General features: G+C 37.3%; 7 protein-coding genes. 5 read left to right on the top strand and 2 right to left on the bottom strand.

From position 1 onward, the window contains the following. The first annotated feature begins 10 nt into the window (after positions 1–10). Entirely contained in the window at positions 11–3,439 is a 3,429-nt protein-coding gene (locus GCWU000282_RS06110) for an ABC transporter permease (protein WP_023354170.1), read from the top strand. Positions 3,440–3,500: 61 nt separating this feature from the next. Here GCWU000282_RS06110 and GCWU000282_RS06105 read toward each other — a convergent pair whose 3' ends face one another. Next, the gene (locus tag GCWU000282_RS06105; RefSeq protein WP_035039661.1) at positions 3,501–5,252 is read right to left on the bottom strand and encodes a Na/Pi cotransporter family protein; all 1,752 of its coding nucleotides are present in this window, start codon (positions 5,250–5,252) and stop codon (positions 3,501–3,503) included. A gap of 127 nt (positions 5,253–5,379) precedes the next feature. Then, positions 5,380–6,075, bottom strand: a complete 696-nt coding sequence (locus GCWU000282_RS06100; RefSeq protein WP_035039660.1) for a class A sortase — start codon at positions 6,073–6,075, stop codon at positions 5,380–5,382. 111 nt (positions 6,076–6,186) lie between these two features. On the opposite strand from GCWU000282_RS06100, the gene GCWU000282_RS06095 reads away from it, so the two are divergent. The 4 genes from GCWU000282_RS06095 to GCWU000282_RS06080 all read left to right on the top strand — a co-directional run bounded on the left by GCWU000282_RS06095 (position 6,187) and on the right by GCWU000282_RS06080 (position 14,265). Continuing rightward, the gene (locus GCWU000282_RS06095; protein WP_035039659.1) at positions 6,187–6,654 is read left to right on the top strand and encodes a suppressor of fused domain protein; all 468 of its coding nucleotides are present in this window, start codon (positions 6,187–6,189) and stop codon (positions 6,652–6,654) included. A 56-nt stretch (positions 6,655–6,710) separates the two neighbouring features. Beyond that, positions 6,711–7,874, top strand: coding sequence for a class I SAM-dependent methyltransferase (locus GCWU000282_RS06090; protein ID WP_023354166.1), 1,164 nt, complete (start codon positions 6,711–6,713; stop codon positions 7,872–7,874). 262 nt (positions 7,875–8,136) lie between these two features. Further along, positions 8,137–9,354 (top strand): DUF819 family protein, encoded by a 1,218-nt coding sequence (locus tag GCWU000282_RS06085; protein ID WP_023354165.1) that lies wholly within the window; start codon positions 8,137–8,139, stop codon positions 9,352–9,354. Positions 9,355–9,552: 198 nt separating this feature from the next. Further along, positions 9,553–14,265 (top strand): S8 family serine peptidase, encoded by a 4,713-nt coding sequence (locus tag GCWU000282_RS06080; RefSeq protein ID WP_035039658.1) that lies wholly within the window; start codon positions 9,553–9,555, stop codon positions 14,263–14,265. The last annotated feature ends 248 nt before the right edge of the window (positions 14,266–14,513 follow it).

The raw sequence follows: 14,513 nt of genomic DNA, 5'->3' as shown, positions 1-14,513 counted from the left end.
TGGTGATAATATGAAAAACAAACTGGCAGTGGATTTTTTCAGAGAAATAGCACGTAATTTTGGGAGGTTTATTTCCATTTTCTTTATCATAATGCTTGGAACAGCGTTTTTTGCAGGACTTCGCTCTTCGGGCAGTGATATGAGAATATCGGCAGATAAGTTCTATGATGATACCGGTCTTATGGATTTTAAGATATTCAGTACACTTGGGCTTACCGATGAAGATTTGGCAGACATAAGAAAAATAAAAGGTGTGGAGCTTGTTGAGGGAGGACAGACTAAAGATGTGGTTCTGAGTACCCAAAAAGCTGAGGCAGTAATTAAACTCATAGGCTTTTCAGAGAAGATAAATAAGCCTTATATTACAGAAGGAAGGCTGCCCGAAAAAAATGATGAATGTCTGGTGGATACTCAGATATTTTGGTTTGAGGACTATAAAATAGGAGATAAGATAACCGTTTCCTCAGATGATGATTCTGACCTTTCTTCTGACCTTAAAAATGTCACCTATACTATAACCGGATTTTGTCATCTGCCTTACTACCAGGAAAAGGTTAGAGGTACAAGTTCAGTGGGAGACGGCTCTGTTGATGCATTTTTAATGATACCAAAGGAGAACTTTAAGTCAGATATTTATACGGAAGCTTATGTTACGGCAAAAGATGTGAGAGGCTTGATTACTTATTCTAAAGCTTATGAAGATAAGATTAAGGTAGTAAAGGATGATATCAAAGGTCTTGAAGCCAAGGTAAACAGCAGACGATATGAAGAAGTAAAAGCTGAGGCGGAGAAGAAGCTTAAAGAAGCTGAAACGAAACTCGAAGATGGTGAGAAAAAGCTAAGCGATGCTAAAAAAAAGATAGATAATTCAAAGAAAAAGATAAAGACAGGTGAAAAAAAGCTTGCCAAGGAAGAAAAGAAAATAAAAGACGGAGAGAGCAAACTGGCTGACGGTAGAAATGAGCTCATAAAGGCAAAAAGCAAGTTAAAAGACGGAGAGAAAAAGCTTGAATCTTCCGAAAACCTCTTAAAGGATAAAGAAAAAGAACTTAAAGAGGGAGAAAAACAGTATAATTCGGGACTTGCCAAATTAAACAAAGCAAAGAACAAGCTGGATGAGGGTGAAAATAAATACAAAACAGGTCTTTCTAAGTACAATGAAGGTTTGGCTGAGTACGAAAAAAATCTCGAAGCTTATGAAGAAGGCTTAAACAGCTATACTGAGGCCAAGGCTAAGCTTGATTTGGCAGAACAGGCAGGGATGGCTCCGCCTGAGGCTAAGGCTAGGCTGGAGGGAGAAAAAGCCGCACTTGATGCAGCCAAACTTAAACTTGATGAGGCAAAAACCACCCTCAGTGAGACTGAAAAAACTCTTGAGGCGAGTAAAGCTAAACTTGAAGAGGGCAAGGCAGAGATTGCCAAGAATGAAAAAGAACTTGAGGCAGCTAAGGAAAAACTTGAAAGTGGCAGGAAAGAACTTGAAAAGGGCAAGGTCACAGTTAAAGACAAGAAGGCTGAACTTGAATCCGGAAGAAAAGAAATATGGGAGAATGAGAATAAATTAACAAAGTCTGAAAAGGAACTTTCAGATGGTAAGGCTGAGCTTGCCAAAGCAAAAGAAAAACTTGAAAAGAACAAAGAAAAGTTAGAAAAGGCTGAGAATAAATACGAAAAAGAGCTTCCAAAGGCGAATAAGAAGCTTGAAAAAGGCAGAAAGAAACTGACCAAGGCAAAAAGAGATGTAGCAGATATTAAAGAGCCGGATTTCTATGTGCTTGACAGAAATATGATGGAAGGATATGTAAGCTTTAAGCAGAATGCAGAGCGTATGGACAGCCTGGGCAATGTATTCCCTGTAATCTTTTTCCTGGTTGCAGCCCTTGTAAGCCTTACTGCAATGACCAGGATGGTAGATGAGAACAGAATGAGCATGGGCATACTTAAGGCACTGGGATACAGGAGTTCTGCTATTTCCGGAAAGTATCTGGCTTATGCACTGCTTGCTACGGTTAGCGGAGGAATCATAGGAATAGCCATAGGTGAGAGGTTCTTACCGCTGCTTATAATCAAATCCTATGGTACCCTATTTACGGGAGTGCCTTACTGTATGACTCCTATAAATTATGAGCAGGCCTTCTTAGCCTTGCTGGCGGCGACTGCAAGTACAGTTGCGGCGACTCTGTTTTCAGCACTTTCACAGCTTCTTGAAAATCCGGCTTCACTTATGCGTCCTCTTCCGCCAAGCTCAGGCAGAAGAGTGCTTTTAGAGAGGGCAGGCTTTATTTGGAAGAGACTTAATTTTACAGGGAAGGCTACTGTCAGAAACCTTGCCAGATACAAGAAAAGGCTGATAATGACAGTAGTGGGCATAGGCGGTTGCATGGGGCTTTTGCTTGTGGGTTTCGGCCTGAATGACTCTATAAATGAGATAGCAAAAAAGCAGTATATCAAGATATTTACATATGACGCAAGTATGACGCTTAATTCTAAATCAAATGAAACTGAAAAAGAAGAAGTATTAAAGGCTGCCGCAAACTACACCGGAGTGGATGAAACTATCAGGATAAAATCCCTTGCAGTTGATTTGACTCATGGAGAGAATATAAGAAGTACCAATCTTTTCATACCGGAGGATACAAAGAAAATAAAAGATTTTCTGACTCTTAAAAAAAGGACTACAGGAGCAGAGTATGCTTTTCCGGCAGGTGATGGGGCTTATATTTCGGAAAAGACAGCGAAAATGTTGGATGTAAAAGAAGGAGACAGTGTAAATATTACCGGGGACGGAAAGAAGCAGGTATCTGTTAAAATAGATAAGATAGTAGAAAACTATGTATTGCACTACCTTTTTCTCTCACCCGAGCTTTATAAGAAACTATATGGAGAGGAGCCTGAATATAACACTCTATACCTTAAGTTTAACAGAGAAAAGGTGGCTGAGCAGGATTTGGGCAGTAAACTTTTGTCTTATGCAGGCTGTTCCGGAGTGATGTTTGTAGATGAGCTTGAAGAGAATATAGACAGGATGTTAAAGGTTCTGGATCTGGTCACTTTAGTACTTATATTGGCAGCAGGACTACTTGCCTTTGTAGTGCTTTACAACCTTAACAGTATCAATATATTGGAGCGGAAACGTGAGATTGCAACCCTCAAGGTGCTTGGCTTTTATGATAATGAGGTAGCACAGTATGTATACAGGGAAAATATCCTGCTTACACTTTTTGGAATAATAGCGGGTCTTGTGTTCGGAACCATCCTTCATCAGTATGTAATTGTTACTGTAGAGGTAGACCTTATGATGTTTGGAAGAACTATAAGCCTTACAAGCTACATTATGAGCAGTTTGATAACCGTAGGTTTCTCGGTGCTAGTAAACTGGGCTATGTACTTTATGCTTAAAAAAATAGATATGACTACATCGCTTAAGAGTGTGGAATAAATATAAAAACTGCTGTAAGTCTGAGCTTTAGGCTTACGGCAGTTTGCTGTTAAATAGTATACTACTCAGGGAGAGCGAATCTTTCTTTATAAATATTTCTGTTCTTTTCGTATTCGTCTTTTTCTTTTTCAGAAAGTTCTTTAAAATAATCATGCTCACTGAATATCATATTGCCGGACTGGATTACATTGATGGCTATATTGGAGCAATGTCCCGCAACCCTGTCGCAGTAGTTTATGTAGTCGGTAAGAACGACACCAAGTTCGCCTGAACATTCTCCGGTGCGAAGTCTTGCTACGTGTCTGTCTCTCATTTTAAGTATCAGCTTATCTATAATGCTTTTAAGAGGTTCCACTGTAGCCGCAAGCCCGATGTTTTCCTCTGTGTAGCAGTCAATGGTATTTACAAGTATTTCTGAAACTGCCCTGTTAAGGACTTCAATCTCTTTTTTTGCTGCATCGGAGAAGTTAATTTTCATCTTATGCATATTTTCCGCAAGGATTATCATATTCATTGCATAATCACTGATTCTCTCGATATCGACTATGCTGTGGAGCATACCGTTGATTTTCTTACCGTCAACATCGCTTACGTCTGTTCCGGATATTCTTACCAGATAAGCATTAAGTTCATCCTCAAGGTCATCCAGCTCATTTTCTACAGTCTTTATTTTATCTTTTTTATCATCATCATATTTATCAAAATCGCTGATAGAGTCGATAAAGGCCTTGCTTGCCTGCTCTGCCATATATACGGTTTTAATCTTACACTGACCTAAGGCTATACTTGGAGAGATAAGAAGTCTTTCATCTAACAGTACTGTCTTTTCTTCACTGCCTGTTTCCTTAATGACAAGGTTTGCAAGGTCAACAAGCTTTTTCGAGAAAGGAATGAGGATAATAGTTGTAGCTATGTTAAATACCGAGTGGAAACCTGCTACCGCAAATGAGCTGATAGAATTATCAAATCCGTCAAATCTAATCAGGTCTTTAGCTATAAAATAAACTATGAGACCGATGATGGTTCCGATAAGATTGAAGCTGATATGTATAACAGATACCTTTTTTGCGTTTTTATTTACCCCTATGGAAGATAAAAGTGCAGTCACACAGGTACCGATATTTTGTCCCATTATAATAGGAATAGCCATTCCATAGGTGATGGAGCCTGTAAGCGAAAGTGCCTGAAGCACACCCACAGAAGCCGCTGAGGACTGGATAATTCCGGTAAATACCGTACCGATAAGTACGCCGAGAAGGGGATTCTTAAATGCGGTAAGTATATTGGTAAATTCAGGCATATCTGCAAGTGGAGCAACAGAGTCACTCATAAGCTCCATGCCGAACATAAGTATGGCAAAGCCTACCATGATGGTGCCGACATCTCTTTTTTTGGCACTCTTTGCGCCCATTATCATAATTACGCCTATAAGGGCTATGATAGGGGAGAAATTTTCAGGTTTTAACATGGATAGGAAAATATTATCGGTCTTAAGACCATTTAAGCCTAAAATCCAGGCAGTAAGGGTAGTTCCTACATTGGAACCCATGATTACACCTACGGTCTGTGAAAGGCTCATGATTCCTGAGTTAACAAGACCTACGAGCATTACGGTAAGTGCTGAGGAGGACTGGATGGCAATGGTGATTACTGCGCCAAGCATCAGACTTTTACCCGGATTTGAGGTAAGTGTCTTAAGTATGTCCTCTAACTTGCCGCCTGCGACTTTTTCAAGGCTTCCCGACATAACATGCATTCCGAAAAGGAAGAAAGCAAGCCCGCCGCACAGCGTAATTATTGAGTAGATATTCATAAATCTCTCCTTGGTATTATTTGTACGCAACACCTCAATTATAGCATAATCAAGCTGTTTAGAAAAGATAAAAAAAACCACCTGATCGGAAAATCGTTTATATTTACCAATAGGCGGCCTTAATGATTTATTCTTTGGATTCCATAGTTTCCTTATCATATTTGTATTTTTTTACATATTTTCCGAGTGCAAAAAAACGGTTGCTTGTCCAAGTGCCCTTGTCGCAAGTCATAAGAGAAATAATAGGCTTTCCGACCTTATCTGCCTCAGCATTTTCAAGCAGATCCAAAGCTGTGCTCTCAACTACTTTGGTATCATATATCTTATATTCATAAATATCGGTTTTGTCAGTAATACGGACTATTGCCCCCTTCTTTATATCCATAAGCGAACCGAAAAGAAGTTTCTTATCTCCGTTATTATGTCCTGCAAGAGTATAGTTTCCTTCACCCATTTTATCATCTGCCTTCATTGTGCCGATACCTCTGAGCAGATTATAGTTTGTTGTACCCTTGAAGATACAGAGGTTAATTTCAAGAGAAGGAATCACCAGCTGTCCTATGAGAAGGGATTTATCTATAGGTCTGTTGTCTAAAAAGGTAGCAGTGGGAGAAATTTCCTCTACCTGTTCAAAATTAAAAATTTCCTCAGGCTGTTCCTTCGCTTCATTTTCTTTGATCTCCTCCGGAGTAACTTCCTCGATTACCTTTACGGCAGTCTGTACTTCGTCCCTAAGTTTAATTTTACTGTATGTAGGAAGAAGAATCAGTATTACACCCGAAATTACAAGGAGCAGAAAAATGATTTTTCTTAAAATTTTCATATTGGTTTTATCCTTTAACATGTTATAATTCTATAAGAAGGGATTTATCCCATCTACAAAGTATAGCATATATTTTTTGTTTTGTCAGTTAGATAAATGAAAGCAGGAATTATGATTAAAATAGAAAAACATGAGCGTTATTCTACAATGGTAGAAAAATTTGAAGGGATGAAATTTGTCATTAATCTGCCGCTTGATTGGAAGCTTGATGAAACTTCTTTGAAAAGCAGTGAGTGGAACTGGCCTGTAAAACTTCTTGAAGAAATTCAGGAGTTCATTAAGTTGGGGAAAATTACAGCAGAAGAAGGTGGAATTTTTGAAAAAGAAGGTGGAGAAACGTTATCTTATGATACAAAATTAACGGGATTTATTTTATTTAAACCGGTGTTGCAAGGTTCGGACAAAGACAGTCTGCAATTAATCCCGCTTTATAAAGAAGAAATAAGCTTTGCAAGAAGACTGGGCTGGAGAAGGCTTAGAAATATGTTTAAATATCTTACTCCTGAAGAGCTGAACCTTATTTCTACAGACAGGTACAATATAATCACAGATATAGATGGCAGAAGAAACAGTTTCTGATAATAAATTTAAGGTGCAGCCTGCACCTAAGACTGATAAATAAAAGCAGAGAGGAAATGATGATGAAAAACAAAGAAATGACCATAGAAGAGGCGGTTAAAGAACTGATGGGACTTTCTCCCGTTAAAATTATAATCAGCAATGCCGTAACCAAGACACAGGAAATAAAGAAAATTCAGATAGAAAAGAAGGAAAAATACTATCAGATAGCTGAGTTTACAGAGAAACAGGTATTTCATAAAAACGTGGATGAAAAAGAACTTGAAAGAGTCTGCATAGCCTGTCTTAATGAGAATTTTCTTCAGTTAAATGCCTGGATGATATCAAGTGAAGCTCAGATAAAGCTTACCAGGAAAAGAAAAGTATTGTTTGACGTAAAAAAGGCTGACAATATGAAGATGGCAGAAGAAGTAAAGACAAATAACAGGAAGAAAAATTACATACTTGCAGAAGGAAGTGTAATCGAGCCACTTGTGGATATGGGTATATTTACCAAAGAGGGTAAGATTGTCAATTCAATGTATGATAAGTACAAACAGATAAACCGTTTTATAGAGATTATAGATGATGAGCTGAAAAAGAGAATCATAACTCATTTGAATATAATCGACTTCGGCTGCGGCAAGTCCTACCTTACTTTCATAGTGTATTATTATCTTACCGCAATCAAAAAGATAAAGGTAAATATGATAGGGCTTGACCTCAAGGAAGATGTGATAAAAAAATGTAATAAGGCAGCAGAAAAATACGGATATGAAAATCTGTCTTTTGAACTTGGTGATATAAACGGCTATAATGCACCATTTAAGGTAGATATGGTAATTACCCTGCATGCCTGCGATATGGCTACGGATTTTGCTCTATACAATGCTGTTAACTGGGGTGCAAACTATATATTTTCAGTACCCTGCTGTCAGCATGAGTTAAATTCTCAGATGAAAAGTGAAAAATTTTCACTTATGACCAGATACGGAATTATAAAAGAGAGGTTCTCGGCCCTTGTAACAGATGCAATAAGGGGGAATCTGCTAGAATATATGGGCTACAATGTAAATCTGCTTGAATTTGTAGACCTCAGTCATACACCTAAGAATATACTTATCAGAGCCGTAAAGAACCCTAATAAGGCGAAGGAAGTAAAGGAGAAAGCAATGGATGAGGTTTGCAGGATGATGGAGGAGTATGGACTTAGTCAGGCACTTTATAGGATGATTGTATAATAAGTTAGGTTTAACCTTTGTTAATCTTAAACAAAAATTAATAAAATATTTATATAAAATTCACAAAGTTTAATTTAAAAGTTTAAAGTAGCAGACTATAAAAAGTATGAAAAAAACGAATAATCGCGATCAGAACACAGGGTGTTTTGCCAATACTTTCTAAAGATGGGTAACATGTATTATATAATATTGACATATTAATACCTTGGTTATATAATTTTTTTGTATAAAAAATACAGATTTATTTAAGGAGGGTATTTTTATGGCAACATCAACTTTGATTGCGGCAGATGATACTTGGGTGCTATGGACAGTCTTGGCGGCAAGTGCTGCGCTTGCAATCTATCTGGAACAGAAATATGCGTGGGCAAGCAAGATAACGGGGTGTATTCTTGCAACTGCTTTTACACTTGTACTTGCAAATTTAAGCATAATACCTACAGATGCACCGGTTTATGATGCTGTTTGGGGGTATGTTGTTCCACTTGCAGTTCCACTTCTTCTTTTTAATGCTAATATTAAAAAGATATGGAAAGAATCCGGAAGAATGTTTATAATTTATCTTTTAAGCAGTGTGGGCACTTTAGCCGGTGGATTTACAGCTTATTTTGCACTTAAAGGAGCTATTCCCGCACTCAATGACATTGTTCCTATGTTCGTAGGTACTTACACGGGAGGTTCAGTAAACTTTATTGCGATGTCAGAGCAGTATACAGTACCGGCTAAGACTGTATCAGCAGCGCTTGTAGCTGACAATCTTCTTATGGTACTTTATGTATTCGTACTTATTTCTCTGCCTGCAATGGCTATTATCAAGAAGCTTTACAGACAGCCTTATGAAGAGGCTCTTAAGGCTCAGACAGAGGCAGACAAAGATAAAAATAAAACTATGGCAGCTAAGTATTGGGGAGCAAAGGAAATCTCCCTTAAGGACATTGCATTTGCAATAGCTATAGCATTTATTGTTGTTACAGTATCAACCAAGCTTGCAGGTAAAATAAGTGAGACATTTTCCGGAGCTGACTTTGTAAGCAAGTTTATCGGTGGTTTCTTTGGAAATAAATATCTGCTTATTACTACATTTACAATGATAATTGCAACTGTTTTCCCTAAACAGATGTCATCTGTAAAGGGCGCGCAGGAAATAGGAACTTTCTTGATTTACATTTTCTTTGCGGTTATAGGAGCACCTGCTTCCGTACCTATGATAATTAAGGAGTCTCCTCTTCTTCTTGTATTTGCACTTATTATAGTTGCAGTTAATATGATTGTATCACTTATATTTGGTAAGATATTCAATTTCTCTATTGAAGAGATTATTATAGCTTCCAATGCGAATATCGGCGGACCTACCACAGCTGCAGCTATGGCTGTTTCAAAAGGCTGGGGAGCACTTATCGTACCGGGACTTTTGGTAGGTACCTTAGGATATGTGCTTGGAAATTATCTGGGAATTCTTTCGGGAATTGCTCTGCACTAAGAGTAAGAATAGAGTTAATTTGGTTATAATAGCAATTTGACTTATTTAGCGCTTGTATATTTGATACAGGCGCTATTTTAGTAATATTGACTTTTTTTATCAATAAGTTAGATATTTCTAACTATTATATTGCAATTATTATTTTATTTTGCTAGACTGTTTTTTGCGTTTTTAACGAGAAGAAAGGAAGGCGACAAAATGAAAAACAGAAAAATTGCCAAATCATTATCATTATTACTTGTTTTATTCATGGTAATTTCTATTTTTCCTATGAATCTTTTTGCAAAAACAGATTCTTCTTATATGGATAAAATAGAAAATACTCTAAAAGCTGTATCGGCTTCAAAAGAGGTGGAATTCATTGTAACCTTAAAAGCGGAAGCAGATTTAAGCAGGGTAAATCCTGAAGATGTTGCAGATACATTGAAGGATACAAGTGAAAAAAGCCAGGAAAAGCTTATTTCATTTATTGAAAGAAAAGTGAAGGAAGGAGAAATTACCGAGTATAATTCTTTCTTCATTATTAATAGTATTTATATTAAAGGAAAAGCGGAACTTATTGATAAAATTGCAAGGCGCAGCGATGTTTACAGCATTCGTTCCAATCATACAATAGTTTCAGATAAAGAAGAAAAGGTGAAGCTAAAAAACCGCCTTTTGGAAGCTTCTGACCATATTCCATGGAATATTGAATCTATTCAGGCTGACCGTGTAACAAAGACAGGCAAAGATATTGTAGTAGGTATTATTGACTCCGGCGTCAATCCAAATCACCCTGAACTCCAAGGTGCTATGCTTGATAATGGCTTCAAGGACTTTGTTGAGGCTTCAAATACAGAGCCTAAGGACTCCACCGGGCATGGAACTCATGTTGCCGGAACTATTTTAGGAAGAACTATCGGAATTGCAAGAGAAGCAAAATTTATTGTTGCGAGAGTATTCAACGAATCCGGAGAAGCAAGTGATGAAGGATTGCTTGCGGCGGGGCAGTGGATTTTGGAGAAAAGACCTCAGGTTGTTAATAATTCCTGGGGCGGAAACAAAGGTGATAACTTCTATGAAGATATTGTTAAAAAATGGAAGGCAGCGGGGATAGTTCCTGTTTTTTCGGCAGGAAATACAGGTGCTTTTAATGCCGGAGGTGAAGGCTCAATAGGAAGCCCTGCTTCCCTTCCGGATTCTTTTTCAGTCGGAGCCTTAACAAAGGAAGATAAGATAGCAAAATTTTCTCTGAGAGGACCATCAAAACTAACAGGCAATATTAAACCGGAAATTTCCGCACCCGGTGTAAACATTCTTTCTGCTGATTTTAAAGGGGGCTATGTTTTAAAAACCGGAACTTCTATGGCGGCACCACATGTGACTGGAGCTGTGGCTCTGATGTTAGATGCAAATAAGAGTTTATCGGTAGATAAAGTGGAAGAAATATTAAAAACAACGGCAACTCCGCTTACTGATGATAATTATATCTCCTCTCCGAATATGGGCTACGGCTATGGTAAGCTGAATGTATTTAAGGCAGTAGAAGCCGCACTTGGAAAGGATGTTAATTCGTTTGCGACTTTTACGGGGCGTACATTGGTTTCCGGTACTGATAATGAACTTCCTGTTATTGAAGCGACTACTCCCAAAAAGCTTTATAATGCCTATGATTTTGAACTTGAAGCTAAAGTTTCAGATAATGTAGGTGTTAAAAGTGTAACTCTTTATTATAAAAATAGTGATTCAGAGCCATTTAAGACTAAAGAATTGGAACTTTATACAGGAAACAAAAAGAACGGAACTTATTCTGTCACCCTTCATCCTGCTGATTTGCCTGTAGGCAATACAAATTACTACATTGAGGCGGTTGATTATTCAGGTAATAAATATCAGACAGATACAATCAGTGCAACTGTAGAATCAGGTATTAAGCTCGGATATACAAATGATTTTGAAAACGGAGCAGACGGTTTTGTATTTGGAGGAAAGACTCCGATGTGGGAAGTAGGTACTCCGACTGTAGGTCCTGCTAAAGCAGCAAGCGGAACAAAATTAGTTGGTACAAGACTGAACGGAAACTACAATGGTCTGATAGATTCTTTATTAATCAGTCCTCCAATTGACCTTAGTTCTGAGACAAGAGATGCTGTTTTGCGTTTTAAAGACTGGTCTGAGTTGGACAATTATATGGGTGGTTTTGAAGATAGTGCTGAGGTTTGGATTGGTGAAATTGACAGTACCGATTCTTCTATTAATAAAATCAAATATGGTAAAACACCTGTACTTATCAATAAATACAGTAAACGCGAATGGAAGGAACATTATATAGACCTATCCCCATACAAAAATAAAAAAATTGTTGTAATGTTTGCGCTTAGGTGGGCGGGCTACAGTGAGAGAGCCGCTGCAGGTTACTATATTGACGATTTTAAAATTGAAGCCTTATCAAATGATGTTCCCCTGCCTCCTAGTGAAGGACTTAGCGCAGAAAATTTTGCGGGAACCGGAAAAGTAAGGATTAAATTTAATAAAGTAAGTAATCCGGAAGTTACAAAATACGCTCTTTATCGCTCCGGGACCAAAGACGGAGAATATAAAAAAATAAAGGAAGATGTTGCCAAGTACTCATTTATTGAAGATATTCCTTTACCTCAGGAAGGCAGTTATTATTATAAAATTGCTTCTGTTAAAGGAGATATGGAAAGCGCGCTCAGCAAACCGATGTCCGTTACTTATACCATAGGAAAAGAAGTTAAAAAATTTAACTTCGAAAATGGAGAACAGGGCTGGACATCTACATCTGACGGCAAATGGGAAAGAGGTGTGATAGATTATGATAATTATTCAGACGGACCTTCATCCTATTCTATGAAGACTAAAAACCCTGACAGCCCTAATGTGTTTATGACAGGTTTAAACAAAGCCAGAACCGTAAATAAAACTTATGAATTGATATCTCCCGTCATCGACTTAAGCAATATGAAAAAGGCAAATATTTATTATCAGAACTGGTACAATTTTACCAGCGAAACACAGGATATTCATGAAATTTGGTTTAAGAAAGATAATGATGACTGGGAAAGGGTATTTAACTTAAATAACAATATTGATATCAATAATATTAATGGTCATAAAAGAGCAAAAAATACCTGGGTGCTTGATGGTATGGCTATAGAACCAAAATTCTTGACAAATTCCTTCCAAATGAAGTTTAAGTTAAGTGCCAGTAATGATTATTCTGAACCGGGCTGGTACATTGATGATGTTGCTGTTTATGACACCTCTAATGTTAATGAATCTGCAAGCTCTCCTGAAACTTTAGCAACTACTGAAGATAACAGTACTTATGCTTTAAATGGAGAAGAAGTTCTGACGAATAAAACAGAAGAACTGACCACTTTACCTGATTTATCAGATGGGAAATTTACTTTGCTTGGAACAGCGGTTTATAAGACAAATGAAACTGCACCTGCAAAGTTTGCAATCCCTGTTTCTGCTATTGTAAAGATTTTAGAAACAAATACCTATGTGAGAAGTGAAACGGGAAGCGGTAAATTCGAGATAAAGCATCCTGCAGGCACCTATACGGCTGTGGCATATAATGAAAAATATAAGTCAAAACCTTTTAATATAACTCTTAAAGAGGGTGAAAAGCTTGAACAGGATATAGTAATGCCTTCACTTGAAACCTTTGGCCTGTCTTTTGATATCAAGGATACAAGTGGGAATAGTGTAAACAGTGATGTGAAGATTTATGAAAAGGGAAGCAATGTTCCAAAATATATTTCCTCTTCAAAATCAACAGTAATCCTCGCAAATATCCCTGAGGGAGAGTACAAAATCATTGTTATGGCAGCAGGATACAGAACCAAAGAACAGATGGTTTCTATTACCGGGAATACCACACTTCCTACAATTGTTCTTACTAAACTCACAACAGACGGAAAGAGAGAAGAACTTTCAAATGATAATGGTGACTTTGCAAAGGCAAAAGCTGTATTATCATTAAAAGAAGGTGGAAGTCTTGCTGTGAAGTACCATTTTGATAAAGAACAGATATTAAAGAAGGTTCGCTTTGGATTAATGCGGGCAGGTCAAGAAAGTATTGTAGGGAAATCATTTATATACAGTATTTATGGTGAAAATACGAAAGATGGTTATCCGGGGGATATTCTTCTTGGACCTGTTACAACTACTGTTACAGCCGATAACAATTTTACAGATATAAATATTCCTGATTTGTTTGTAAAAGGTGATATTTATGTTGCTTATACCCAAGTCGGTTCAGGAAATAATGTACCGAGAATGGCAGTTGATGAAAGCACAAAGGGTGAAGGAAAAACTTTCAAGTTGATAAACGGCGCCTGGAATGAAGCGAGTGAACTTGGAATGTATATGGTAAGGATAGAAGCAGAGAAAGTTTCTTCCGTAGCACCTTCAAAACCACCTGTAAAGCCTTCAACGCCTTCCGATAATCCGGGTTATTCTTATGTTCCTTCTTCTGATGTAAAAGAAGAAAAAGGAAAGAAAGAAGACGGAAAAAAAGAAGATAAAAAGGAAACTGAGAAAGTTACAAATAAAGTTCAGGAAATAGAAGAAAAGATTGAAAAACAAATTGCCTTTCTTGAAAAGAAAATCAAAGCTCTTGAAAAAATTGAAAAGAAATTTAAAACTTCCGGTCAAAGGGACAAGAAGAATAACAACATAAGCACTATCTTAAAAAAGAAGGCAGACAGTATCAGGATTAATCTGGACTCATTTAAAACAACAAAGGATATTGAGAATATTAAGATTAGTATTAAAGGAATGAAGCAGGGAAAAGATTATGATGTATTCTTCAAAAAGGTAAAAGGAAAGGTACAGATACTTATTGTCGGAAAAGGCAAGTTTAAAGGAACTTTCACAAAAACAGTAAAACTCTCTAAATAATAATTATAGTAAACCCAAATTTGGGATAAATTATCGTGTAACGATAGGTTGTACATTATTAACTGTTTAGGAGCTGTCGCATTAAAGGGAAACACTGCAAAATATGGTTTAACTGTTCACAGCATTTTGTATATCTTTTCCCGGTGCGACAGCTCCTTTTTTCATGGCGATAAAACAAGTCCAAATTATTTATCCAATATGGCACAGGTTTATGGAATGATTTGGTGATAAATTAGTTCTTGACCTAA

Origin of the sequence: Catonella morbi ATCC 51271, assembly GCF_000160035.2 — a bacterium.
Lineage (GTDB): Bacteria > Bacillota > Clostridia > Lachnospirales > Lachnospiraceae > Catonella > Catonella morbi.
Note: the sequence above shows the minus strand (reverse complement) of the source record. Positions and strands in the feature narration are given on the sequence as shown.

Coding starts and splice junctions, on each gene's coding strand:
- GCWU000282_RS06100 (WP_035039660.1), bottom strand. CDS start 6,075: ATGAAAATTTTAAGAAAAATCATTTTTCTGCTCCTTGTAATTTCGGGT.
- GCWU000282_RS06105 (WP_035039661.1), bottom strand. CDS start 5,252: ATGAATATCTACTCAATAATTACGCTGTGCGGCGGGCTTGCTTTCTTC.
- GCWU000282_RS06090 (WP_023354166.1), top strand. CDS start 6,711: ATGATGATGAAAAACAAAGAAATGACCATAGAAGAGGCGGTTAAAGAA.
- GCWU000282_RS06080 (WP_035039658.1), top strand. CDS start 9,553: ATGAAAAACAGAAAAATTGCCAAATCATTATCATTATTACTTGTTTTA.
- GCWU000282_RS06110 (WP_023354170.1), top strand. CDS start 11: ATGAAAAACAAACTGGCAGTGGATTTTTTCAGAGAAATAGCACGTAAT.
- GCWU000282_RS06085 (WP_023354165.1), top strand. CDS start 8,137: ATGGCAACATCAACTTTGATTGCGGCAGATGATACTTGGGTGCTATGG.
- GCWU000282_RS06095 (WP_035039659.1), top strand. CDS start 6,187: ATGATTAAAATAGAAAAACATGAGCGTTATTCTACAATGGTAGAAAAA.